A 24,941-nucleotide genomic window follows, 5' to 3' on the forward strand; every position below is an offset into this window, starting at 1 on the left:
CACATGTTGTCAGATTCAATGAAAAAAACCGTACGTCATGCCCATCAAAATATCGCCAAGCAGTTGGAGGATTACCGTCCTCGCACGAGTCAAAATTATCTTGTAGCAGAAATCGCCAAAACGCTTGCAGGGGAATATCACAAATCCCAGCGTATTTGTGTGATTGAAGCAGGCACGGGCACCGGTAAATCATTGGCGTACTGCCTTGGGGCATTGCCGCTGGCATTGGCAAAGAAGAAGAAACTGGTTATCTCAACGGCAACCGTCGCCTTACAAGAACAACTGATTGAGAAAGAACTGCCCTTTTTCAAGGAACACAGTGGCATTGATTTTAAATTTGATTTAGTGAAAGGTCGCCAACGATACATCTGCGTACAAAAGCTTATGGCAGCGATCAATCAAGACGATACTCAACTTTCAATGATACCCACCACCTCAACGCCGCTGACTGATATGGAACAAAAGTGTTTGAGGGAACTCGCTAGTGCCTATCAAAATAAACACTGGGCCGGTGATCGTGATAGTTGGGCAGACACTATACCAGATAAAGTTTGGAACCTAATCGCATGTGATAAACATGCCTGCCAAAGACAAATGAAGTCTCATCATCTGTGCCCATTTCATTTAGCAAGGCAAAAAATCCAGCAAATGGACGTATTGGTCATCAACCATGCTCTGCTACTTGCTGATTTAGAGCTTGGTGGTGGTACCATTCTCCCAGAGCCAGAAGAGACATTTTACGTCATAGACGAAGCGCATCATTTACCACACATAACGCGAGACTTCTCATCTGCCGCAGCAACCATTAAAGGCACGATAGAGTGGCTGGAAAAATTACTTAAGTTCAGTGGGCGAATGGCCAGCACCATCGTATCTCAAAAGGCCATAGGCCAGAATTTTAAACTCAATGACGCAGCCAATGACGTCAGTAAACTCTTAAAATCTGTGCGTGATAGCTTGGATCAAGCTGGCTTTACTTATAATGACGACGATACCTATCGATTTATACATGGAGAAGTTCCTGAGTCACTGACAACGCAAGCTAAAGATATTGCTGATGCCACATTGGATGCATTAAGAGCGCTTAATAAAATGCACGATGCATTGACAACGGATGTCTCTGATGGAGACGTTCAAGGTTTTTTGGCCGATCCATTACTGGTGGAAAGCGGTCAATACATTAACCGACTCGAGCAACTTAATAAATTGTGGTTTAGCTATGCAGCCAAAGGGGAAAATACGCCTCATGCACGCTGGATAAAGCGTATGGAATATAAGCACCATCATGACCACTTGCTATGCGACTGTCCGATTGAAGTTGGTTTTTACCTCAAAGACAAGTTATGGCGTGAATGCGCGGGGGCGGTGCTTTGCTCTGCGACACTCACCGCATTAGGTAGCTTTGATCACTTTTCCAAAGAGAGCGGACTGGTCAATGAACCCGGCGTTAAATTTATTAAGGCAGATTCGCCTTTTTCCTATGCAACGCAGGCAACGTTGCACATCCCAAAGACCAAGGTAGAGCCGACGGATAAAACATTCAGCGACTTCCTCGCAGACGCGTTACCAACATACCTAGACAAGAATAAAGCCAATTTAGTGCTATTTGCATCTTACTGGCAGATGGAACATGTCGTCAGCACATTGAGAAAGAAAAAACTCAATATATTAGTACAAGGTGAGATGTCACGAGAAGCTCTGCTCAGCCGCCACAAAGCCGCTGTGGACTTAGGTGCAGGCAGTATTTTATTTGGCACACAGAGCTTATCAGAAGGGCTTGACTTGCCAGGAAAATACCTCGAAAACTTGGTCATTACCAAAATTCCATTTGCAGTCCCCACTTCGCCTGTTGAAGAAGCGCAAGCTGAATTCATTCAATCGAAAGGCGGAAATCCATTTTTATCTATCACGGTACCTGATGCTGCGAAGAAATTAGTCCAAAGCTGTGGTAGACTGCTGCGCAAAGAAACTGATTCTGGCCGCATCACGATACTTGATAGGCGTCTGATAACAAAACGTTACGGTAAAGCCATGCTTGACACGCTGCCACCCTTTGCAAGGCAAATAGATTGATAAATGCTTGAACTCGCTTTTGATCCCCTCACTTGGGCACTTTTATGTGCCGTCGCTTTAGCCGCGGGCTTTATTGATGCTGTTGCGGGCGGCGGCGGTATGTTAACCGTACCAGCTTTATTGACTGCGGGGCTTCCCCCGCACGTGACGTTAGGCACCAACAAACTGGCAGCCAGCTTCGGGTCACTTACCGCAAGCTTCACCTACTATAAAAAGCAATTGTTTAATCCGCGATTTTGGGCAGCCTCAACCTTAGCGACAGCCATTGGCGCCGTGCTAGGTACTTTATTGGTCGATAAGCTAAGTATCGAATTTCTAAATAAGTTATTGCCCATCATCATTATTATGGTTGCCCTGTATAGCTTATTTGGGAGCTTAAGCACCACCGAACATCACGCATTACCGAAAAAAAGCAGAGCACTCAAAATAAAACAATGGCTACAAGGGCTATCATTGGGCTTTTTTGACGGATTAGCAGGCCCTGGCACTGGCACATTTTGGACTGCATCTAACAGCTTATTATATAAAATGAGTTTATTGTTGAACTGTGGTTTAGCCCGTTCAATGAACTTTATTTCAAACTTCATTTCACTGATCACATTTGTGGCGCTGGGGCATGTAAACTTTTTGCTCGGGGTCACGATGGGCGCTTTTTTGATGTTAGGCGCTTGGATTGGCGCTCATTCAGCGATAAAGTTTGGAAGTAAACTGATTAAGCCAATCTTTAATACCGTGGTGATCCTGTTGGCAGGTAAACTCATTTTTGAGGCATACGTTGCATGAATCAAGCGTTTGTTAAACTTCAAAGCAAACTTGAACAACTCGCAGCCCAAGCGCAGCAGTTTGATCATGCAAAATGGTTTGACAAAAACCGCTATATTCAAAACCAGCCAAGCCTATTTGACAGTCACTTATTCCATACCAAAAGTTTACTCCTCGCTGACTACGTAGAAGAAATCAAAACTGCATTAAAGCACCTGCCGCCAGAACAAAATCGTCATGCTTATCAATTTGCTGTTGAGCAAGTGGGCGAGCAGATGCAAGCCATTATTAAAGTACTGAAATCGACGCCGGTGTGGGCAAAAGAAAATAAACTCAATAAGCCTAAAAAAGCGAAAGTTTACCGTAAAGCTGTGCAACGAATAATGCAATCTTCTCATGAACTGTATCAAGAGTTATCTCAAAACCATGAGTTTGAACGTCGCTTGCAAGAAATGATTAATATTCGAAAAGCCCAATTGGAAGGCGCAAATGCGGAGAAAAATGCACAGCTCAACGCTGAAATACTCGCGTTGCATACGCGTCTTGGTCGTTGCCGCAAAGCCATTTCTGCGACAGAGGAAAAAATTCAACAATTGGAAAAGCAAGGTAACCGTTAGACATGTTGTTTTACAACCCGATCTACAGTGACCTAGTACTTCCACAAAGACATCGCTTTCCCATCCTCAAATACGCCACGCTAAAAGCCCAACTCGATGATATGGGGTTAAGTCAATATATTGTTCAGGCAAATCAGAAAGCATCTTTCGAACAACTTAATCGGTGTCATGACACTGAATATATTGACACATTTTGTCAAGGAACAATGCACCCTCAGGATATCAAGCGTATGGGATTTCCTTGGTCGACCAAGCTCGTTGACAGAACTTTGCTTTCCGTTGGCGCCAGTATTGAGGCCGCACATACGGCTTTAAAGCTGGGCTTTGCCGCGAATTTGTCAGGAGGTTACCACCATGCATATGCCAATAAAGCAACTGGCTTTTGCATTTTTAACGATTTGGCAATTGCTGCGTGTGATCTCATTGCAAAGGGTAAAGCGGACACGGTACTTATTTTAGATTGCGATGTACACCAAGGAGATGGCACCGCGGCTATTTTGAAGGGACGACCCGACATCGTCACTTGTTCACTTCACTGCGAACAGAACTTTCCTAGACTAAAAGAGCAATCGGACTATGACTTCGCACTACCCAAAGGCACCCAAGACACCGTTTACTTGGATACGCTTGAACAGGCCCTAACATTGTGCACTCGCCTACACCGTCCCGACATCATTCTGTACAACGCAGGGGCCGATATTTTTAGTCAAGATGAGTTAGGCCACCTAGCAGTCACGTTAGAAGGCGTACGACATCGTGAAGCACTTATTCTCTCACATTGTTATCATCATGGTATCCCGCTGATGACAGCACTCGGTGGCGGCTATCAACGCGATTTAGCCCAGCTTGTTACTGTCCACAAACAACTATTTCAAGCTTTTATCCTCTCAGACTTCATGCAATAGACACTTTGTTGCCATCCATACTCACGGTGCTTATCAATAATTTTGACCCTAGAGTAAGTCGCACACATAGACTTTATGTTGTAAACTTAAAGGACCTACTGTTAGAGATAACGCCATGAAACTACATGATGATTTGCATAACTACTATGAGAAAGTTATGCTCGAAAAAATTGTAGAGCGAAAGTTACACGAAACATACGATGAAGATGTAATGGCTGATTTTTGCTGTACGGTCCTCAATCAACTGCCAGCTCGCTACATTCGCTATGATGTGGATATGGAATTTTATCTACCTCAAAATGAGCGACAACAGATGGAAGAACGTGTGGATGTCGCCATTGAAGTGGCCATCAAGCAAATAGCGAAAAAGAAACAATTTACATCATGAATGATCAGACTTCCCCCCTGCATGACGCACCGCAGCATGTTAAGCTCGCGGTAGATTTAATTATGTTACTTGAGCAAAACGAAGTGCCACCCGAAGAAGTCCTTCAAGCACTCGAAATCGTCAAGCAAGACTTTTTGAACAAAGCGCAATCTCAGTTAGAGCAAAAAACTTAAAATTAACATTTTAAGTACAAATATGTCATAGTATTTCTCTATTGTACGTCTTTTCAGCAGCGTAGATATCAGCATCACTTTAAACGCTGAATACTTCGCCAGCTGATTTGCCCCCTATGAGTATGACAACAAGGAAAATGATGAGAAATACTAAAGCTTTATGCTCACTCGCTTTACCCCTTACGCTATTAAGTGCACCTGTAATAGCAAATAATTTCGCCGCGCTCGATGAAGCCTTGCCGCCGAGTTATGTCATTAACGGCACAGAACCTGTTTTTGACTTTGATACCGATGGCTGCCTGCCTAGTGCGGGCATTAGCCGCACCGGCGCACAAAATGCAGGCCTCAAGACAACAGGGACACTTGGTGGCAGTTGCCGCGATGATCGATTTTTAAATACCTCTAATACCGTACACCGTTATGCCTGTAAAAACACTGAAATGGGCGTGTACTGTGGGCACTTTTACGCACTGTATTTTAAAAAAGACCAAGTATTCCCCTACTTTGGTGGGGGCCATAGGCATGACTGGGAATACGCCGCAGTCTGGACTCACGATGGCGTAGTTACCCACGGCAGCTACAGTGCCCATGGTGATTTATTCACAAAACCGGCCAGTGAATTACCGTTTGAAAATGGTCATTTGAAAATTGTCTATCACAAGGACGGCATACTGACTCACGCACTCAGGTTTGCAAAACACAATGAAATCGCAGAAAACAGCTACAACCGCTTTGTCACCCCCCCTATTATAAGCTGGTACGCGATGCGCGGAGATGGCGTGAACAACCAAATGTTAAGAGAAAAACTCAATGTGTATGACTATGGTTCCGCAACACTTCCTGTTAAAGACAGTCGCTTCTTGTACAACTTAAACAGATTCAAACCCGCTCACTTTCCGACTTTTTCCAACGTCGATGTAACAGACGTTCAATAACCAATCAGAGGGTCTTGTGTAGACCCTCAACATACTGCGTGACCTAAGCACTATGTAGCATATATTGACCATCAATCAGCAACTTGTACTGGGCAAAAAATTTGCTATCCGCTTCGGACTCTTCTGGGCATATAAAGTAAGCGACGTCATTGCGCACTGGTTGAGATTCTATATGGTGCCCATCCTCCCAATACAACACCGCATGCTTCACTAACTCCTCGAGGTAGGTGTGGTCCCACTGATAATGCACAAAACCGTGGTGGTCCGATAAATAGGGTGAATAATCCTGTTCACATGAGACACTGGCTACGCCATTTTTGTGATCAGCAAATGCCTTTGCATCTCTTTCTGCAGTCAACGGGTTAACAAAATAAGCGACGTCTCTACGTGGCGGCAATGCCTGAGGTAAACCAAATTTATCTCTTATTGCCGAGCATTCCACTACAATCCAAGATACAAAATGGGCACCTATTTGATGATCCCATTTTAAGGCGACAAACATTTCGATACTCCTTTCTATTAAACTTCAAATTTCAGGTGCTATGTCGTTTGTCCATAAACACATTCATCCTCTACTCCCTACAAGTCGTATTACCGCTTGATTACTAGAGATAGTCACACTCAACTTTCACCGTAATTAACCATGAATTTCAGTGCGATTATTTATAGTTTCAGGATGATTTTTCCATTTTTCCTGCTTGGATTTTAATCCAGCAAATAGACCATATACAGTTAAACTTTAAAAGATCTGCGCAGTTTTAACCTATATCAAATTCGCGTCATTTTAATGTATGGTTGATGTCAGCAATATGAATTTATTTATCACAGCTGCGAAAACGCTAGGCTAACGTATTTCATGCTAAAGATGACTTAAGCCATAACCATTACAAAATTCCCAATATATATACAGACTAAAATCGCTCAAATCAGTTAATTTTTGCGATTAAATTTTCGCCGGCAAATGATACGGCAATATTTCAAAATCTGCAAAATCGTTACAAGTTATTACCAAGGTGCAAACGAACCCCAAAAAGTCGCTTTTTATCGCGAAATCGAAAAACCTTTGCTTTTTTGGTGCTAGCAGTTTTTTTCTTAATCGTTACACTGCAATGAGTACTGTTAAACTTGGAAGTTGTCATGAATTTAACGCGCAGTTCACTGAAAAACCCTGCCAGTGTGATCGTTATATTGGTTTTGGTCATGGTGTTTGGATTACTCAGTATTTTTAAACTCCCTATTCAACTCACACCTGATATAGAACAACCGCAAATTACTATTTTTTCAGGCTGGAGACAGGCAGCACCAGAAGAAGTAGAATCTGTCATCCTAGAGCCGCTCGAAAATGCGGTCAAGAACACCCCCGGCGCACTTCAGGTCGATACCACAATCAATCGTGGCAATGGGTTTATTACTCTAACTTTTGATATTGGCACTGACATGCAACAAGCCATGTTAGACGTCCTAACAAACCTAAATCAAGCACCTCCCTTACCTCTCGATGCCATTGATCCCGTGGTGAGTGCGGGCGGTAACTTTGGTGGCGCAGCTGGCCAAGCGGCAACACTGCTGGTATTACCATTGGATGCAGGAGAGGAAGGGCTCAGCTTCGATATGGCACAATATCAAAAACAGATTGAAGAGATTGTCGAGCCTCGACTCGCTCAAATTCCAGGTATCTCTCGTGTGGATCTTGCGAGTGAACGTTCGCGAGAATTACGCATCACATTTGATCCACACAAAGCTGCCGCCCTTGGTATTAGCCTCAATCAAATTCGACGCACTTTGCAAGCATCAAGAGATACCTCTGCAGGCCTTGCCAATGTTGGACGTCGCCAATACACAGTGCGCTTCACAGGCCAATATGATTTGCAAGACATGCTTCAGATGCGCATTGGCTACTCCAATGAGCGGCCCATCTATTTAGGCGACATCGCCACTGTCGAAGAAACTTTCTCAGACCGCTTAGGCATGAGTGGTCGAAATGGACAACCAGCCTATTATATCCGTGTAGCCCGAATCAACGACGCCAACACGGTAGCATTGCTCGACAATATCAACATTGCAATACAAGAGCTTAATGAAGGCCCACTCAAAGAAGCTGGACTGTCTTTAGAGCTGAGCTTTGATGCTTCTGTACATATCCGTAACGCGTTACTGTTGGTAAAAAGCAACTTAGGTTTGGGAGTGTTGTTGTCGTGTATCATCTTGTGGCTATTTTTCAGAGGCCTCAAAACCACACTTGTGATAGCGGCAACAATCCCAGTATCTCTGATGGTTGCTTTTTTAGCGCTTAATATATTTGATCGCAGTATTAATGTTATCTCCCTCGCGGGTCTAGCATTTGCCGTCGGTCTTGTCTTAGATGCCGCCATTATTGTGCAAGAGAACATTGCCCGGCTAAAAACCGAAGGCATGGACAATGCAAAAGCAGCGCTAAAAGGTGCCACACAGGTTGCTGGTGCACTATTTGCCTCTACGGCAACCAGTGTCGCTATTTTTCTACCCATCATGTTTATGGCAGGCATCGAAGGCCAACTTTTCTCTGATCTTGCGCTCACACTCTCCATCGCCGTTATCGCATCACTTGTCAGCGCATTGACCGTCATCCCCATTGCAAACCGTTACCTACCTGATCGCAAACCCAAAGCCGATCCTTTTAAACGATATTGGCAAAAGCTCACTCAGTTAATCATGGGACTGACCAACACGCGAACCAAACAAATTTCTTGGATAGCAGGGCTGCTAGGTGGTTCATTGTTCATCACTGTGACCATGTTGCCTAAAACTGACTTTATGCCACAAGCCCCAACGGATGGCTTCTTTTTCTCACTTGTCACGCCGCCTGGCGCGAATATCACCTATATGGAGGAAGAACTTTTAAAGCGTGTGAAAGCGCGTCTAATGCCTTATTACAACGGTGAAAAAGAACCGGGGATAAAGAGCTTCAATCAATTTGTTTTTGGTTCCAATGCAGGTGGGTTCATCTATTCTGCGGATCCGCAACGTGTAGAAGAACTGATGCAAGTAACCCGGGAAGAAATACTCGTGGATTTACCCGATACGCAGGTTTTTTTATTTAGGGGGTCGATGATTCAAGTGTCAAATGGCGGCGACGGTCGAAACATTAACATAGACCTGACAGGCCCGAACATGGATGACTTAATTATCGGCGCTCAGACTGCTCTGAAAGCCGTCAAAGAAGCAATGCCCACTGCGACTGCACAACCTCAGCCCCGCTTAGATATGGCAGAACCTGAACTAAGGCTGCACCCTAATGACCGCCGTATTACGCAAGCCGGCCTCACTCGCCAAGATGTCTCTCAAGCCATGCAAGCATTCACTGGCGGGTTATTTATCAACGAGTACTTTAATGGTAATGATCGCATGAACGTGATCTTGCGCTCAACTTCTTGGGATTCACCAGAAGAATTGAAAGCATTGCCGTTAGTCACACCTGACTCAGGCGTTCAAACGGTTGGCGAGTTAGCACGTGTAGAGCGCACGGTCGGCCCGAGTCAGTTACGCCGTGTAAATGGTCGTCGTACAGTCAGCGTCGTGGTCACACCACCAGCTGATATGACGTTAGAGCAGGCTCAGCAGATCCTTGCCTCTCAAGTTTTGCCCAAAGTAAAAGAGGTAATCCCTGACAATGCGGGTGTGATTTTGGCGGGTAATGCACAAAAGCTGAATTCAGCCATTCAAGAGATGACCATCAATTTTGTGCTTGCTCTATTCATTTTATTCTTACTGATGAGCGCGCTATTCAAATCAGCCAAAGACAGTTTATTGGTTTTGCTCGTTATGCCTATGGCTGCCGCTGGTGGTGTCATCGCACTGTACATACTTAATTTATTCACCTTTCAGTCTCTGGACTTATTGACCATGATTGGATTTATTATTCTTTTAGGGTTAGTCGTTAACAATGCAATTTTACTTGTTGACCAAACTCGGGTTGCCGAGGCAAATGGATTGGCCAGGCAAGACGCCGTGCGCCAAGCCGTACTCATGCGAGCTCGACCTGTGTACCTCAGTACATTAACCAGTTTATTTGGTATGTTACCACTCACTTTAGTGCCAGGTGTTGGCTCAGAAATTTACCGCGGCTTAGCCACGGTGATTGTCGGCGGCATGGCGATAAGCGCCCTATTTACACTTATTCTAATGCCAAGTTTACTTCAGTTAGGCCGTGCCAAAGCCCCCTCATCCGACCAAGAGGGCAAACCAAAACCTAAGCTTAATTTAGTCTCTAATCAGTAAGGAAGTACCAATGCAAAATGCATCTTTTACCGTAAAACTGTTCTCTCTCGCATTGGCCTGTAGCACCGCTTTGTATAGCGTACAGAGTAATGCCGCGCTTCCAGTCACTGTCGAGCCAGTTACTCAAGCGCCGCTAACCAGTTCATTAGCCGTCAATGGGACACTCTTTGGCAAAAAAGACGTCGTACTCACCGCGGGGATTTCTGGTCGAGTCTTGTATGTTGCAGAACCTGGGGAAAGGGTCAGTCAAGGGAGTGTCCTTGTCAAAATGGATACTTTGCCTTTAGAGCTTGATCAGGCGAGGCAACAAGAAATGCTAAAACGAGCGCAGGTGAACCTAAAATTCCACAAACAGGAATTAAATCGCTTGAAACGCTTAGCCAACTCTAATAGTGCCGCAGCCACTCAAGTAGACAGTGTGCAGAATCAACATGACCTTGCGCTATCTGACATTGCGCTGGCAAAAATTGAACTCCAAGTCATTGCCGATCAACTGGAGCGTGCGACCATCCGCGCCCCATTTTCTGGTGTTGTCAGTGAACGTTTTAAACGTGCTGGAAGGGAGGTAAGTCGCGCTGACGAGTTACTTAACTTCGTCGATATTGACAACTTAGAGACGCGCCTATACGTCCCTGTGAAATACCTGCATTACGTCAAACCTGGGATCACATTACCGATTCAAACTGGTAACTTAGATAGGCCTATCAAAGCGCAAGCAATTGTGACGTCTGTCATTCCTGCAACCGATCCCCGCTCTCAAACTGTCGAAGTACGCGCCAAACTCGACAAAAGCGCATCACATACATTTGCTGTTGGTCAACTCGTAGATGTCACAGTCCCTCTTCGCTCAGCACACGCTAAAATGTTGATCAACAGAGATGCTTTAATTATTCGAAAGCAAGGCGTACATATTGTTAAAGTCAGTTCAGATAACACAGTTATGCAAGTACCTGTTGAAGTCGGTAAAGGCGAAGGTCGCCTTGTGGCTATCACGCCACTCGACGCCAATGCACTTCAAGTAGGTGATAGCATTGCCGTTCGCGGTGCAGAGCGACTGACCAATGGCCAAGAGGTAGAAGTCCAGTCTCTCAAGTAGTCATAAAAATACTAGCCCAATGAGCCAGCTTATGGACGAGCAATGGCTCATTTTTTAAAATTTAATCATATATATCATATCTTTAATATTTTTAAATACTGCTTATTTTCTGATTTAAGCAGGTTTAATTGGTTATCTTCCCGGTGTTTGTTCAAGCTACCAATACGCTAGACACAGGAGTAACCTCAATGCAAACAAACAAACGATTGAACACAACTCAATTGGGACTCATCGCCATTGCCATGCTTGGCGTAAGCATAACCACCTCAAATGCACATGCCGCATCCAGCGCTATCATGTTTGATGACTTTAGTTATCGTCAATTTTCTGAGGCTCAAAAGAATGGCTGGCAAATTCGGCATGAAACTGGGCACCCAGGCATCAAAAATGCCACTTGGTGGCAAGAAGGCATTAGCTTTCACCCCGACCCTATGGCGGCGGGGAACACCGTGATGCGCATCACAGCTAAAACAGATGGTACAGCGGAAAACACTCGCCATACGCAAATATGCCATAAACGAAAGTACCGCGAAGGGACCTATGCCGCAAGAGTCTACTTTAATGATGCCCCTCAGTACGGCCCTGATGGCGATGCGGTGATTCAAACTTTTTACGCCATTAGCCCACTTAAGGCCCCAATGGATAAGAATTACAGTGAAATGGACTTTGAATATTTGCCCAATGGCGGATGGGGTACCGAGCGCCTAGCTTTATTTGCCACATCTTGGGAAACCTTTCAATTGACGCCTTGGACCAAAGTCAATGCTTATGACTACCATATAGAGTCACTGCAAGGCTGGAATACTTTGGTACTTCAGGTTGCAAATAACACTTTGAAATATTATGTGAATGGCCACCTCTTTGCGACACATGGTGCTGATGTTTACCCAGAAGTCCCCATGTCTATCAACTTCAATCAATGGTTTGATCCCAATAAGCTAGTGCAATCTAACTTAATGAGGCAATATCATCACGACGTGGATTGGGTTTACTTTGTTAAAGATGAAGTGATATCACCCCGTGCCGTTGTCCAATCCGTGGCACAACTGCGTAAGGAGCACATTGCTCAAACAGATACCGTTCCGGATTGGGCTCCCAAGCAAGCAGATTACTGTAGTCTTTAATTTACTGTGTGGATCGGCACTTGGGCAAACCATGCCTCGACCCGTGCAATGAGTTGCGGACTATCACCTTGATGCGCAATTTCAAGCGCTTGCTTGGCAAATGTATCTGCAAGCGATTGCTCATTTAAATCTCGATACATGTCCGCTTGAGCAAGGAGCACCCAAATCTGATTTGGCCGCGCCTTGCTATCATTCGCAATCTCCATCGCTTGGGCAAAATATCGTTTTGCTTCTCCTAACTCATTTTGTGCAATGGCAATACGCGCCAACTCAATCAAAGCAGCAGTTTGGCCATAGCGCCCATGAAAACTCTTGTGGTAGTCGAGTGCAGCCAATAACCACCTTGTCGCCTCACTAAATTGACCTTGCAATCGCTTTATTTTGCCAAGCTCCTCGTATGAATATGCTATAAACAGTTTATCTTGGCTTGACTGCGCCAGTTGTTTTGCTTTTGCGATATACTCCTCAGCAACAAGTAACTCGGCTTGTCTATCTGATGCTTGTGGCCAATTAATCAATAAATAGCCGATCATTAAGTTTGCTCTCAGGTGCTCTTTTTTACTCTGAACACTGTCCTCAATTTGTAAACTGCCGCGCAGTAAACGGATCGCTTGTTCTAACTGATAGATATTTGCCAGACTGGCTGCAAGATAACGTCTCGCAGCGAGCATATTCGGCTGTTCCACCAAAGCACTGCGAAACAGGGCAATTGCAGCTTGGTAATCCCTTTGCAAATAAGCATTGACACCTTTCGCAAACGCCTGATTACTAAACGCACTATCATATTGCGTTGCTGTGATTTGTGTTGTTTGGCCATACTTTTGTGCCAGTAAATGACTCAATTCAGTCAATGCATCAGCAACATTTTGTGCGAGCACAACACCTTGTTGAGGCCCTAGATGCGAGTGCAAAGTATAGTGCAATTGCAGATCTTGCGGGTAACCTGTTAAACGCGTTTGTACGATGAGGTTTACATCGAGGGCCTGTTGCAGTTTGAAGAAATACTGAGGGCCAGAGGCCTCATGGGTTAAGTTGCTTCTATGTAATCTTTCAACAGCCAGTAAGACATCGTCCACCTCACTCACTTGCAGCAGACTTTGTAGTCGCAATGTTTGAGACAGTTGGTCCATCCCCTTGATGGGCACCCAGTCGTGTAATGTATCTTGCATGGCATTTTCGATGGGTAGAAAAGCCACCTTAGGCAACCGCGAAGAAGTGCTGAAATTTATACTCACATACACCATGCAACCTATGATTAAACACACCAGGAAACTAATGACTGGCCATTTTAGATGCACCTTACTTTTGTGTGCTGGGGGACTCAATACATCAATGTCGATAACCCAGCGGTATCCCAGTTTGGGAAAAGTTTTAATGGTATCAGGGCCTAACAGGTCACGAATTTCTTTGATCGATTGCACAAGCACTTGCTCTTGCACTACCACGTCACGCCAAACACAGTTCAAAAGTTCTTGTTTAGTCACGACCCGTTCACGGTTTGCAACCAGTATCTCTAGGACTTGCAGTGTTTTCGCTCGAATTTCTAGTATCTCTGCGGGCTCGGTATTCCGTAAATACACCTTACCGAGCATGAGATCCACTTCCTTATTACCAAATCTAAAGCGCATTACGAACACCATTTATAAAATTCAATGCACATCCACTATTAAATTATAAGCTTCTGTTTTAAATATAGTTTGCCTCAACTCGAAGAGACACTCAAGCCATCGCTTGTCAAGCAATTCAAATGACCCTAAGCAATTGCGAATTGATCTCTTTCCCAATCGTATCACGAAAAAAAATTAACCTATGTGCTACATTTAATGAGGCGTTTTCTGGCGAAATGATTGATTCACTCATTTTCAGTCAACCAGAACAGTAAAAATCAATTGCAATAAACTGCAGATTTAATCATCTGCTTTGCAGCACAGTCGCAGTAGTGGTTTTATAGGAGTAGTCGTCTGTCAAAGTAGACTTAACCATCAAGGCTAAGGAATAACGATGACACATTATACTTTTGGAAAAGAAATAACGGATAAGCCGCTCCCCAGCCAAGTTAAAGTCGCCATTGTCGGCGCTGGTATGTCCGGGCTTTACAGCGCTTGGAGATTACAACAAGAAGTCAATTGCCAAGATCTGGCTATTTTTGAGCGTTCAGATAGAACCGGTGGTCGACTTGACTCAGACCTCATCGAATTTAAAAACCTTCGCTCTAATGAGCCCAAAACCATTACAGTAAAAGAAGAACAAGGCGGTATGCGGTTCTTGTTTGATGGCATGGATGATTTGATGGCATTGTTTTTAAAATTGAATTTACAAGATGATATCGTCCCCTTTCCGATGAATAGTGGCGGCAACAACCGCTTATTCTTTAGAGGTGAGAGCTTTAGTGTCTCAGATGCGCAACAAGACGACTATGCTATCTGGTCACACTTATACAATCTAGATCAATCTGAGCAAGGTGTGAATCCTAAAGATATTGTCAATGTGGTTTTTAACCGCATCTTGGAAGCCAACCCGCAATTTCAACAACGACCCAAAGTAAGAGGGCCGCAATTTTGGCAAGACTTCAGGTTGCAATGTCAATGGAAAGGACAAGGGCTCAATCAGTGGACTCTATGGGACCTATACACAGATATGGGTTACTCGCAAGAGTGCATCACGATGCTTTATCGTGTGCTGGGTTTCAACGGCACTTTCTTATCTCAAATGAATGCGGGCGTTGCCTATCAGTTGTTGGAAGACTTCCCAGCAGGCGTTAAATTTAAGACCTTTAAAGATGGCTTCAGTACGTTACCCAACAAGCTCGTTGAAGAGGTTGGTACAGATAATATCCACTTGCAAACAACCATTGAAGAAATCGACTTTAATGAAGAATCTGGTTTGTATGAGTTGCGTTATGCGCATATTGACGCGCATGGCAAAATCCACCCCGGTCTGGTAAAAGCAGAGAAGGTGATCTTGGGTCTCCCAAGGCTTGCCCTTGAAAAACTGTTTGTCCGCTCTAATGTGATTAACCGTCTTGATCCAACGCGTTCGGAGTCGCTGTGGAATACGCTGCAATCAGCCAGCAACCAACCTTTACTCAAGATCAATCTTTATTATGAATCAGCTTGGTGGGGGCGCGGTACCACAGGTCGACCCGCCGTCGAGTTTGGGCCTAATTTTGCTGATTTGCCGACGGGCTCAGTTTACCCATTTTATGCTGTAAATGAAGAGCTTGCTGCGGCACTGATGTACGAAGAGCGCACCACACATCCATCCGACGCAGTAGAAGCAAAATTGGCGCGAATTGGCAACGACAAATATGAACGCCCTGCGGCACTGACCATTTATTGCGACTATCTCAACATCAATTTCTGGAGCAATTTACAAAATATCGGGGAAACGTATCATCACCCTAAACAAGAGCTCTATGTAGAAAGTGTACCTGATGATATTTACCCCGCATCTACCGCGGTGGTTGAGCAGGCAACCCGTTTCTTTAAAGATATCTTTAATACTCATTACGTACCCGACCCTGTTTTAACCAGTGCGCGTATTTGGGAAGGCAGTGTGCAGTTTGATATACCTGCAAGCCGCCAATTCGGCTATGGTGTACACCAGTGGGCAGTAGGTGCAAATGACAAAGAGGTCATGGCTACACTTGCAGAACCACTGCCGAATCTGTTCACCTGTGGTGAAGCATTTTCTGACTATCAGGGTTGGGTTGAGGGGGCGCTGCGCTCTACTGACCTAGCACTAGAAAAAGGCTTTGGCTTAAAGCCACTCAGTCAGGTCTACTTTGACTCTACCAATATTTCATCTTCGGACGCAATTAAGGCTGTCTATGAAGAGAACTCTAGCAAGCTTATTAATCAATACATCGAAACCAATTTTGCCGCCAGCGCAGCCCCCATCGAGAAGGCCAACGATGAGCAAAGTGTCATCGGCGTCAATCTAAGCTACTTCGATGTGAAATAAACATTTTTCATCACTTTTTGCAGCGATTAAATAATCGTTTAGTCGCTGCGCTTGCTGAATTAGGTGAGATTAATTATGACCACAAGTTTTAAAGAATATACTGTCGCAGACTATTTTAAAGATCGACTAGAAGAAATTGGCGTTGACCACATGTTTGGGGTTGCGGGCAATTACACTGCGGGCCTGTTGGATACCATTCTTGCAGATAGCCAATCCCCGATCACCATCAAAGGTAACGCCAATGAAATTTGTGCAGGCTTTGCCGCAGATGCCTACGCCAGATTGAAAGGACCTAGTGCACTGTATGTTACCTACAGTGTCGGTGCATTCAGCTTGCTTAATACCATTGCAGGCTCTTACGTCGAGCAAGTGCCCGTGATCCTTATCAACGGCGCACCGACCAACAAGGAAGACCAAATTTCAAAATGTGCCGGCCTACTCTACTCCCACACGACAGGCTACGAGTTTGTTGATATTCACATGTTTAGACCCATCACCGTGGCCGCAGAACGGGTTACCAACGCGCTACAAGCCCCATTTCAAATTGACTCCGCACTGACTGCATTATTGAGCGAGCAACGCCCAATCTACTTTGAAGTGACTGAAGATATTTGGCGCAGTCCCTGTCAAAGACCACAAGGTAGGATCAGAGAGCGTCAGAACGATACATTGACAGTGAGCTGCGCAAAAGAAGCAGCGCACGCGACCTTAGAACTAATGCTGTCAAAGCCGAAAAGCATTTTTTGGGCTGGGATTGAGTTACAACGCTTAGGGTTGCAAGATGAGTTCCTGAACTTATTGGAAATTATCAACCGAGCGCACAGCATGCCTGATGGTCATATTCACTTTGTCACATCCGCATTGAGTAAATCCGTTATTGCTGAAACCCATCCATGGTTCGAAGGTTGTGTCACCATGTCACCGAGTGAAGTCGAGCAATTAGTTGGTGAGGATGGCGTGCTGGTAGGTGTTGGCGCATGGACCACGGGTAAAGATACAGGCAATCAAGACATTCGCTCAAGCAATACTATTTTAGCCGCCCACCAAGGCGTATACGTGGGGGCGAATTTCTATCCCTCTGTGACGCTCAAAGATTATTTACTCTGCCTCACCGACGCATTTATCGAACTTGCCAAACAAAGCTCGGCCAACTTGACTGGCATTAGAAGAGCCCCGCAACCAACTAATCTGCAAACAGCTGATGGTTATTTAGGCTACGATAGCTTTTTTGCAGCCATGAGTAGCTGGCTAACTGAAGATGATGTACTCATCGTTGACGCAGGGTTTCCATTAATTGGGGCTCAAAGCGTTAAAATACCGGCCCGAAATGGCTTTGTTTCTCAGGCTGCGTGGCTGTCTATAGGCTACTCAGTACCAGCTGGCACTGGCATCAAATGCGCCTACCCAGATAAGCGTGCTATCGTGGTTGTCGGAGATGGGGCTTTTCACGAAACTTGCCAGGCAGTAGCTGATCAACATGCCTACGGCCAAAACACTGTCGTATTTGTCTTGGCCAACGGCATTTATGGTATTGAACAGTATTTAGTAAACCCCAACCCCTTCAGAAAACCACCCGTTGACTACCAAGACAAGCTACTTAACAACGTTTACAGCTATAACGATTTACCAAATTGGCATATCGCTAAGTTACCCGATGCCTTTGGTGGTAAAGGGATAAAGGTGTCTACGGTTGAGGAGTTATTGGGTGTAATGGAGGCAATACGTACGCATGACGATACCAACTATGTGGTCGAGGTGTGTATCCCCAAAGAAGACACCCCACTGAGTATCCGCAATGAAGCCGACAGCGCCGTCGGTGAAGATGAAATAAGTAACCCAGATTGGCCGCCTGCTGGCAAGTTTTAACCCTATGCCAGCCCATCGCGCTGGCTTTTTTATCAGCTGCAATTAAAAAATGACACAATCGTGATACTTTCGTGATAATTGAGAGAGTGTTTCACAATAATTTAATTGCATGCTTATTGATGTCAAATCCAAACAATAAGAGCAGATTATGAAAACACGCATACTATCACTCATCGCAGGATCTTTATTCGCTTCTGGCGCGGCAAACGCGGCATCACTGGAAGTCAAAGTCACCAACCTCACACAAGGTATCTACTTCACGCCGATTTTGGTCTCTGCCCACACGAGCGACGCAATGCTATTTAGTACAGGCGAAAAAGCCTCTGACGCACTTCAAGCAATGGCGGAAGGGGGTAGCTTAGACGGTTTAAGTGAAATCTTAACGGGTATCAGTGCTAACACTGTTACAAACCCAGCAGGTGGTTTACTGGCACCTGTCGCAAGCACGATGGCAACACTAGAAACCAGTGATGGCAATGACCGGCTCTCAATTGTCGCAATGATGCTACCCACTAACGACGGTTTTATTGGTTTAAATAGTTGGAAAATTCCATCGGAAGCAGGTACCTATCATGTCTACCTCAATGCTTACGATGCAGGTACAGAAGCCAATAACGAACTGGTTGTCGATGGTTCCGGCGCACCGGGTACTTTAGGGATCCCAGCATCACCTGGCGAAGCACCTGGTACGCAAGGTAGTGGCGTCACGAATACCGAAGCAAATCAAATGGTACACATTCACCGCGGCAACCTTGGCGATGATGAAGCAACGGGTGGTAAAAGTGACCTACACAACACCGTACATCGCTGGTTAAATCCTGTCGCTAAAGTTACCGTTACGGTTAAATAAGGGGGCACCATGAAACTGTCTAAATTCATAATTCCACTGGCTTGCCTAACGTTGGTTGCATGTAGTGACGATGATGATCCACCAGCAAACGTCGTCGACCCTACGCCGACACCAACTGAAGCTATGATTAAAATCACTGCAACAAATTTAACGCATGCGCAGCCACTGTCACCCATCGGTGTCGCACTGCACAAAGAAGGCCAATTTTGGCAATTGGGCGAAGCAGCCAGCGACGCACTAGAAGTATTAGCGGAAGGCGGTGACAACAGCGGGCTACTCGGCTTAGATGTGGTCCAAACTAAAGCGTCAACAGACAGCCCGCTCGCACCCGGCGCAAAAGCCGAGCTAATGTTAAGCCAAGACTCATTGGCAGACCAAAAATTATCAGTAATTACGATGATGGTGAATACAAATGACGGTTTTACCGGTCTTAATGCCTTAGATGTCTCTTCGATGAGTGTCGGTGAAGAAATGCGCTTTGTGACTTACGCCTATGATGCGGGCACAGAAGCCAACACCGAAGCCAGCGGCACCATCCCTGGACCTGCAGATGGCGGTGAAGGGTTTAATGCTGAGCGAGAGGCAATAAACAAGGTCGCGATGCACCCGGGTGTTGTTGGTCAAGATGATGGTTTGTCTGGCTCCGTACTAACGAGCGAGCACAAATTTGACAACCCACTCATGGCGATCACTATCACTAGAATGAAATAGCCTCCTACTCGCCTCGGCTCTCTAATGCGAGTGGCTGAGGCGAGTAAATGTCAATCATTATGTGGTTGGCTGGAGGTTAGTATATGCATCAAAGGGTACTCATTGTCGAAGATGATTTAGATATTGCACACCTATTGCGTGTCCACGTCAGTGAGCTTGATCTCGAAGTAGATCACCTTGCAAGTGGGGAGGGCGTTATGTCCCAGCTTACCAATCAAAATTATGCCATTGTACTTTTAGATATTATGCTACCAAGCGTTGATGGACTGACTTTATGTCGAGAGATTAAGACGCTACACCCTAAAATCAGTGTCGTGATGCTGACCTCAAAAAGCAGTGAAATGGACCGAATTATCGGCCTTGAAATGGGCGCAGACGATTACATTTGCAAACCTTTTAGCTACCGCGAATTTCAAGCACGCATTAAGGCACAACTGAGACATGTGAAGCTACTGCAAGCTCAGCAATCCCAGCAAAATAGCAACGAAACTCCGGCGCCCATTGTCGTGGGTAATTTACATGTTGATCCCCACTGCCATGAAGTCTCACTGCATAAACAACCATTGGATTTAACTGCCACAGAGTTCGAACTACTTTTATTTTTTGCCAAACATCCAAATCAAGTCTTTTCCCGCTCTCAGCTACTGGAGTCTGTTTGGGGTTATGACCACTTAGGCTATGAGCATACCGTGAATTCTCATATCAATCGGATTCGGACTAAATTGGAAAAGCTAACCGATAGCGCCATCATAGAAACTGTGTGGGGTGTTGGCTACAAGTTGAATTCAAAGCCACTACAACAGGAACTAATATGACACTTTCTCTTTATCATCGCCTTGCGATTGTCATCACCAGTGTCTTTATGATCACCGTGTCGGCTTTTGTTTTCTGGTCTCAAAATCTCTCTGTCGTATCCAGAGCACAGGCTGAGCAACAATTGCACCTTGGTCTCGCAGAACATTTAGCGCAAGACAACCCCCTACTAAAACAAGGTGTCTATGACTATAAGGCACTTGAAAACCTGTTTCACACGCTCATGGTTTTGGGTCCCGCTTTTGAATTTTATTTCGTTGATCCTAGCGGTAAACTGCTAACGTATTCGGCAAAACCGGGGGAAGTGAAGCGCCAAGCCATTGATCTTAGACCGTTGATCCAGCTTATCAATGAGCCAAACAAGCTCCCCGTATACGGCGATGACCCCCGCTCTTTAGCGCAGAGTAAAATATTCTCAGTCTCTCCGGTCTATAATGGCGACACACTTCAGGGCTATTTATATGTGATTATTGGCTCCGCTATTGCAGATTCAATCAGTGCCCAAATTAAAAGTTCAGAGCAACTCGTGAAAAACACCACTGGGCTTATCGTGATGGTGGCACTGTTGTTTGTCACTTTGCTACTTCTATTTCGAACCATGACACAGCCACTTCAAAAGTTGGGCGAATACATACGAAAAGTTGAAAAAAATAATTTTAATATCAAAACCGTGCCGATCTTAGACTGGCCGTCAAAAAGTAACGAAATTCATCACGTGGGGCAAAGTGTCAATGGCATGCTCGAAACGATTAACCAACAAATGACCCAACTCACCGCGATTGATGAACAACGACGTAAACTCTTAGCACATTTATCACATGATTTGCGCACGCCTCTGGCATCATTACAAGGCTATCTTGAGCTCATAGAGCGGCGTCCACCTGCTGGCCACCAAGAGCAAGAATACCTTGCCATTTCCCTAAAAAACTGCAATCAATTGAAGGGGCTAATTGATCAAATATTTGAGCTAGCTCATCTTGAGTCCGGTCAATCTAACGTTAATTTTGAAGTCTTCAATTTGGGGGAACTCATCTACGATATCATGGCCAAATTTGCGCTCAAAGCGCAGCAGGCGGATATTTCTCTAAGTGTGTTTCCAGTAGAGTGTGATTTCACCGTGTACTCTGATATCGGCAAATTAGAACGTATTTTAAGTAACTTAATAGAAAATGCACTGCGACATACCCCTGCAAAAGGCAACATTTGTATTTCAATTTGTGCCATTGATAACGCATACAACATTGCTGTTCAAGATACCGGTGTAGGGATCAGCCCCAAAGAGTTACCTTATATTTTTGAGGCAAGGTATCAGGCCAGTAACAGTAAAGGCTGCAAAAAGTCACATGCGGGACTTGGTCTGGCCATCACTGCAAGGCTGATTGATTTAATTAAATCAGAGATAAAGGTGAACAGTCGTCTAGGTCAAGGTAGCGAATTTGTTTTTCAGGTGAGAGGCGCGGCCTCGTCTACAGACTAGATACCGCGATAGAAAAGCACGCCTTAAGCGTGCTTTTCTATGACGCTTGAGTCTGAGCCTCTGTGTGTGACCGTGTTTGTTGTCCCAGTTTCTTCGCAAGCTCACTGCGCAATAAAAAGAAGCTCACAATGGCTTGAACATAAACCGTTGCGACAGACAACATCCAGATCTGCTCAATACTGAAATCAGCATGTGCTGCAACAACAATCAAGGACAGCGAAAAGAGACTTAGTCTCACAGCTGTACTGATCAATGCCGGCCAAGCATTGCCGAGGGCTTGGAACATACCTGAAGCGGCCAACACATATCCGGCCGGTACGAAATTAAAACAGACATAGCCTAAGAATACACTGGCCATATTGACCACATTGGGGTCATTAGAAAAAGGCCCCAAAAACAGCGTCGCGTTAAACATACAAACGACATTGATGATCAACATGAAGCCACAGGTAAGCAACGCACTTTGGTAATAGGTTTGGTAAACCCGCTCAGTTTTGCCAGCCGCAAAGTTTTGACCCGCTATCGCTGGCGCAGCAAACGCCACAGCGACCACAGGCAAAAAGAGCGCTTGCATAATCCGTGCTCCAAGCCCAAATCCAGCCTGAGCTGAAGCGTCGAAGTCACTTAATACCCAGTAGATTAAAGACATATAAATAAAGGTCAAAAGGGATTCCCCCCCAGCTGGGAGGCCTAAATTGATAATTTTCTTAATGCGATGAAGGTCCGGCGTGCAACCTCTCAAAGTACAAGTAAGGTAAGATTCTCTCAATTTAAAATAAGCCCCAAGTAATACGAGGCCGATACTCGCAGAAATAGAGCTAGCAAGCGCTGCGCCAGCAACCCCCATTTCAATTCCAAACCCCCAACCGGTGATTAAAATAGGTGATAGTATTGTGTTAATAGCTAGTGCAAACATGCTAATCATCATCGGCTGTTTTACAACACCAGCACCGCGCAGCGACGCCATAATTACCGTCATAGGGAATTGAATTAAAAGCGCAGGCAAAAACCAATAGAAATAACTCAAGCTTGCAACAAGCGAGGCCTCATCGGGCGCGATGTTCGCAAAATACCAACTCCCGCCGCTCACTGCCATACCTAACAATACAGCAATGCACATGATACTGATAAAAACACCCTGATTAAGTAATAAACTGGCTTCTTGTTTGTCTTTTTTACCAACAGCATGAGATACCAAGGTCCCCACACCCACATTCAAGACTTGTGTCAGCGCCATGACGAAAAAGAACAAAACGCCCGCACTGCTGACTCCCGCCAATGCGGCTTCGCCTAATTGACCAACAAAATATAAATCGACTAAAAAATAAAGTGTTTGCACAAACATGCCAAACAGAACAGGCACACTCATAGAGATTAGATGCTTATAAATGGGTCCTTGGGTGAGGTCTTTCATTTAATTTCCTTTTATATTTACGAAGCCAGGTGACTATGAAGCGTGAACGCCCTGCGTTCTCACTGTGCACTCGTTGACGCCTTTATTATTATTTTCAATGAGCTGAGGAAAGAAATAAGTCTGTGAAATACTGTGTATTATCCCATGCAATGTTACTCTTTCAGTTACAATTTAGCAATCTAATAAGTACAATTCATGGTCTGATTGGCCCTTGACGTGGGTAAGAACGCGTATCGCTCGATACACCTTGCGAATCAAATTATCAACCTCGCTTTCTTTGCGCCTGATCAATAGCCTTGCTCACGAACTCGCTACACTCTGGCTTACACATTCACTCCTGTTTCAATTGTTAAGGAAACAACATGAAAGCAGCCGTTGCACATCAATTTAAAGCGCCACTACGCATTGAGTCTCTCGCGCAGCCTGAAGTGAAACCCGGCACAGTTTTGGTAAAAATAGCCGCCTGCGGTGTATGTCATACAGATCTTCACGCCTGTCATGGGGATTGGCCAATTAAGCCTAAACTCCCTTTAATTCCTGGCCACGAAGGCGTTGGCACCGTCGTTGCGAAGGGGGAAGATGTTACACACCTAAAATTAGGAGATAAGGTCGGTATACCTTGGCTTCATTCAGCTTGTGGTCAATGTGAGCACTGTTTACAGGGCAATGAAAATTTGTGCCCAAGTCAAAAAAATAGCGGTTACTCGGTCGATGGCGGCTATGCAGAATACTGTCTAGCAAACGCCAATTATGCCGTTAAAATTCCTGAAAACTTAAATTTTGTGGACGCCGCCCCACTCTTTTGCGCGGGTGTCACCACCTACAAAGCGCTCAAAGTCAGTGGCGCTAAACCTGGCCAATGGGTCGCTATTGTCGGTGCGGGAGGGCTGGGTCATCTTGCCATTCAATATGCAAAAGCAATGGGGTTGAATGTCATTGCCGTTGATAGTGGCGAACACAAATTGTCACTTGCAAAAGCGCTAGGCGCTGACTTTTGCATTGACTATCACCTACAAAATCCGGCTGAGCAGATCCAAAACAAGTTCGGTGGCGTGCAGGCCGTCATATGTACAGCGGCTTCAAAAGCTGCGTTTTCCGGCGCCTATCACAGTGTCAAACGAGGCGGAAAATGTATCTTAGTTGGTTTGCCAAATGAGGATATGCCAATCCCCATATTCGATACCGTTTTGAAAGGCATTGGCGTGATTGGCAGTATTGTTGGTACCCGCCAAGATCTGATCGAATGTTTAGATTTTGCAGCGGCAGGTAAAGTTAAAGCCATTGTTCAAACTCAACCTCTAGAAAACATCAATCAAATTTTTGAGCAAATGCAGCAGAATGAAATTCAAGGTCGAATCGTTTTGACCATGGAGTAAAATTAAAGTATCCCAACTTGTGAGGCTGTGAGAGCAGCCTTTTCTTTTTTCTATGCCATCGTTTTTCCAATCATTTAACACACTCACCCGAATTACTTCTTGACCAATTAATAATCCAAACTATAATGACGAAAAGTCAAA

The 24,941-nt window shown here is 45.0% G+C and carries 20 protein-coding genes; 17 read left to right on the plus strand and 3 right to left on the minus strand.

The window, feature by feature from the left end; genetic code table 11:
* Window positions 1-3: 3 nt before the first annotated feature.
* The 7 genes from dinG (at window position 4) to L1286_RS02725 (ending at window position 5,853) form a co-directional block, all read left to right on the plus strand.
* Window positions 4-2,073 (plus strand): ATP-dependent DNA helicase DinG, encoded by a 2,070-nt coding sequence (gene dinG, locus L1286_RS02695; RefSeq protein ID WP_235405377.1) that lies wholly within the window; start codon window positions 4-6, stop codon window positions 2,071-2,073.
* Window positions 2,074-2,076: 3 nt separating this feature from the next.
* Entirely contained in the window at window positions 2,077-2,856 is a 780-nt protein-coding gene (locus tag L1286_RS02700) for a sulfite exporter TauE/SafE family protein (RefSeq protein ID WP_235405378.1), read from the plus strand.
* Window positions 2,853-3,452, plus strand: coding sequence for a primosomal replication protein (locus tag L1286_RS02705; RefSeq protein WP_235405379.1), 600 nt, complete (start codon window positions 2,853-2,855; stop codon window positions 3,450-3,452). The genes L1286_RS02700 and L1286_RS02705 overlap by 4 nt, the downstream gene beginning before the upstream one ends.
* A gap of 2 nt (window positions 3,453-3,454) precedes the next feature.
* Window positions 3,455-4,357 carry a histone deacetylase family protein gene (locus L1286_RS02710; protein WP_235405380.1) on the plus strand — a complete coding sequence of 301 codons (903 nt, stop codon included), beginning with the start codon at window positions 3,455-3,457 and terminating at the stop codon, window positions 4,355-4,357.
* A 115-nt stretch (window positions 4,358-4,472) separates the two neighbouring features.
* Window positions 4,473-4,745, plus strand: coding sequence for a late competence development ComFB family protein (locus L1286_RS02715; RefSeq protein ID WP_235405381.1), 273 nt, complete (start codon window positions 4,473-4,475; stop codon window positions 4,743-4,745).
* The gene (locus L1286_RS02720; RefSeq protein WP_235405382.1) at window positions 4,742-4,918 is read left to right on the plus strand and encodes a YbaM family protein; all 177 of its coding nucleotides are present in this window, start codon (window positions 4,742-4,744) and stop codon (window positions 4,916-4,918) included. The genes L1286_RS02715 and L1286_RS02720 overlap by 4 nt, the downstream gene beginning before the upstream one ends.
* A gap of 137 nt (window positions 4,919-5,055) precedes the next feature.
* Window positions 5,056-5,853, plus strand: a complete 798-nt coding sequence (locus L1286_RS02725; RefSeq protein WP_235405383.1) for an NPP1 family protein — start codon at window positions 5,056-5,058, stop codon at window positions 5,851-5,853.
* Between the two features lie 43 nt (window positions 5,854-5,896).
* On the opposite strand, the gene L1286_RS02730 is transcribed toward L1286_RS02725, so the two are convergent.
* Complete coding sequence (locus tag L1286_RS02730) at window positions 5,897-6,355, minus strand: hypothetical protein (protein ID WP_235405384.1); 459 nt, start codon at window positions 6,353-6,355, stop codon at window positions 5,897-5,899.
* 635 nt (window positions 6,356-6,990) lie between these two features.
* On the opposite strand from L1286_RS02730, the gene L1286_RS02735 reads away from it, so the two are divergent.
* The 3 genes from L1286_RS02735 (at window position 6,991) to L1286_RS02745 (ending at window position 12,330) form a co-directional block, all read left to right on the plus strand.
* A complete protein-coding gene (locus L1286_RS02735) occupies window positions 6,991-10,110 on the plus strand; it encodes an efflux RND transporter permease subunit (RefSeq protein ID WP_235405385.1) in 3,120 nt (1,039 codons plus the stop codon).
* Window positions 10,111-10,120: 10 nt separating this feature from the next.
* Window positions 10,121-11,206: an efflux RND transporter periplasmic adaptor subunit gene (locus tag L1286_RS02740; RefSeq protein ID WP_235405386.1), complete on the plus strand. Its 1,086-nt coding sequence runs from the start codon at window positions 10,121-10,123 to the stop codon at window positions 11,204-11,206.
* 188 nt (window positions 11,207-11,394) lie between these two features.
* Window positions 11,395-12,330: a glycoside hydrolase family 16 protein gene (locus tag L1286_RS02745; RefSeq protein ID WP_235405387.1), complete on the plus strand. Its 936-nt coding sequence runs from the start codon at window positions 11,395-11,397 to the stop codon at window positions 12,328-12,330.
* Here L1286_RS02745 and L1286_RS02750 read toward each other — a convergent pair.
* Window positions 12,327-13,958: a winged helix-turn-helix domain-containing protein gene (locus tag L1286_RS02750; protein WP_235405388.1), complete on the minus strand. Its 1,632-nt coding sequence runs from the start codon at window positions 13,956-13,958 to the stop codon at window positions 12,327-12,329. The genes L1286_RS02745 and L1286_RS02750 overlap by 4 nt on opposite strands.
* A 373-nt stretch (window positions 13,959-14,331) precedes the next feature.
* Between L1286_RS02750 and L1286_RS02755 the strand changes: the two genes are divergently transcribed.
* The 6 genes from L1286_RS02755 (at window position 14,332) to L1286_RS02780 (ending at window position 22,010) form a co-directional block, all read left to right on the plus strand.
* Window positions 14,332-16,293, plus strand: coding sequence for an FAD-dependent L-amino acid oxidase (locus L1286_RS02755; protein ID WP_235405389.1), 1,962 nt, complete (start codon window positions 14,332-14,334; stop codon window positions 16,291-16,293).
* Between the two features lie 75 nt (window positions 16,294-16,368).
* On the plus strand, window positions 16,369-18,159 hold the full coding sequence (locus L1286_RS02760; RefSeq protein ID WP_235405390.1) for an alpha-keto acid decarboxylase family protein: 1,791 nt from the start codon (window positions 16,369-16,371) through the stop codon (window positions 18,157-18,159).
* A 148-nt stretch (window positions 18,160-18,307) separates the two neighbouring features.
* Window positions 18,308-19,009, plus strand: a complete 702-nt coding sequence (locus L1286_RS02765) for a spondin domain-containing protein (protein ID WP_235405391.1) — start codon at window positions 18,308-18,310, stop codon at window positions 19,007-19,009.
* A gap of 9 nt (window positions 19,010-19,018) precedes the next feature.
* Window positions 19,019-19,720: a spondin domain-containing protein gene (locus L1286_RS02770; protein WP_235405392.1), complete on the plus strand. Its 702-nt coding sequence runs from the start codon at window positions 19,019-19,021 to the stop codon at window positions 19,718-19,720.
* Window positions 19,721-19,803: 83 nt separating this feature from the next.
* Window positions 19,804-20,535: a response regulator transcription factor gene (locus tag L1286_RS02775; protein WP_235405393.1), complete on the plus strand. Its 732-nt coding sequence runs from the start codon at window positions 19,804-19,806 to the stop codon at window positions 20,533-20,535.
* A complete protein-coding gene (locus L1286_RS02780; protein ID WP_235405394.1) occupies window positions 20,532-22,010 on the plus strand; it encodes a HAMP domain-containing sensor histidine kinase in 1,479 nt (492 codons plus the stop codon). Before L1286_RS02775 ends, L1286_RS02780 begins: the two co-directional genes overlap by 4 nt.
* 37 nt (window positions 22,011-22,047) lie before the next feature.
* Here the strand turns inward: L1286_RS02780 and L1286_RS02785 are convergent, their stop codons facing one another.
* Window positions 22,048-23,424, minus strand: a complete 1,377-nt coding sequence (locus L1286_RS02785) for an MATE family efflux transporter (protein ID WP_235405395.1) — start codon at window positions 23,422-23,424, stop codon at window positions 22,048-22,050.
* A gap of 362 nt (window positions 23,425-23,786) precedes the next feature.
* Between L1286_RS02785 and adhP the strand changes: the two genes are divergently transcribed.
* Window positions 23,787-24,800 (plus strand): alcohol dehydrogenase AdhP, encoded by a 1,014-nt coding sequence (gene adhP, locus L1286_RS02790; RefSeq protein ID WP_235405396.1) that lies wholly within the window; start codon window positions 23,787-23,789, stop codon window positions 24,798-24,800.
* Window positions 24,801-24,941: the final 141 nt, after the last annotated feature.

Source organism: Pseudoalteromonas sp. SMS1 (assembly GCF_021530565.1).
GTDB lineage: Bacteria > Pseudomonadota > Gammaproteobacteria > Enterobacterales > Alteromonadaceae > Pseudoalteromonas.

Bases quoted from the DNA above. Each gene is read 5' to 3' on its own strand.
- dinG (WP_235405377.1), top strand. From the start codon at position 4: ATGTTGTCAGATTCAATGAAAAAAACCGTACGTCATGCCCATCAAAAT.
- L1286_RS02700 (WP_235405378.1), top strand. From the start codon at position 2,077: ATGCTTGAACTCGCTTTTGATCCCCTCACTTGGGCACTTTTATGTGCC.
- L1286_RS02705 (WP_235405379.1), top strand. From the start codon at position 2,853: ATGAATCAAGCGTTTGTTAAACTTCAAAGCAAACTTGAACAACTCGCA.
- L1286_RS02710 (WP_235405380.1), top strand. From the start codon at position 3,455: ATGTTGTTTTACAACCCGATCTACAGTGACCTAGTACTTCCACAAAGA.
- L1286_RS02715 (WP_235405381.1), top strand. From the start codon at position 4,473: ATGAAACTACATGATGATTTGCATAACTACTATGAGAAAGTTATGCTC.
- L1286_RS02720 (WP_235405382.1), top strand. From the start codon at position 4,742: ATGAATGATCAGACTTCCCCCCTGCATGACGCACCGCAGCATGTTAAG.
- L1286_RS02725 (WP_235405383.1), top strand. From the start codon at position 5,056: ATGATGAGAAATACTAAAGCTTTATGCTCACTCGCTTTACCCCTTACG.
- L1286_RS02730 (WP_235405384.1), bottom strand. From the start codon at position 6,355: ATGTTTGTCGCCTTAAAATGGGATCATCAAATAGGTGCCCATTTTGTA.
- L1286_RS02735 (WP_235405385.1), top strand. From the start codon at position 6,991: ATGAATTTAACGCGCAGTTCACTGAAAAACCCTGCCAGTGTGATCGTT.
- L1286_RS02740 (WP_235405386.1), top strand. From the start codon at position 10,121: ATGCAAAATGCATCTTTTACCGTAAAACTGTTCTCTCTCGCATTGGCC.
- L1286_RS02745 (WP_235405387.1), top strand. From the start codon at position 11,395: ATGCAAACAAACAAACGATTGAACACAACTCAATTGGGACTCATCGCC.
- L1286_RS02750 (WP_235405388.1), bottom strand. From the start codon at position 13,958: ATGCGCTTTAGATTTGGTAATAAGGAAGTGGATCTCATGCTCGGTAAG.
- L1286_RS02755 (WP_235405389.1), top strand. From the start codon at position 14,332: ATGACACATTATACTTTTGGAAAAGAAATAACGGATAAGCCGCTCCCC.
- L1286_RS02760 (WP_235405390.1), top strand. From the start codon at position 16,369: ATGACCACAAGTTTTAAAGAATATACTGTCGCAGACTATTTTAAAGAT.
- L1286_RS02765 (WP_235405391.1), top strand. From the start codon at position 18,308: ATGAAAACACGCATACTATCACTCATCGCAGGATCTTTATTCGCTTCT.
- L1286_RS02770 (WP_235405392.1), top strand. From the start codon at position 19,019: ATGAAACTGTCTAAATTCATAATTCCACTGGCTTGCCTAACGTTGGTT.
- L1286_RS02775 (WP_235405393.1), top strand. From the start codon at position 19,804: ATGCATCAAAGGGTACTCATTGTCGAAGATGATTTAGATATTGCACAC.
- L1286_RS02780 (WP_235405394.1), top strand. From the start codon at position 20,532: ATGACACTTTCTCTTTATCATCGCCTTGCGATTGTCATCACCAGTGTC.
- L1286_RS02785 (WP_235405395.1), bottom strand. From the start codon at position 23,424: ATGAAAGACCTCACCCAAGGACCCATTTATAAGCATCTAATCTCTATG.
- adhP (WP_235405396.1), top strand. From the start codon at position 23,787: ATGAAAGCAGCCGTTGCACATCAATTTAAAGCGCCACTACGCATTGAG.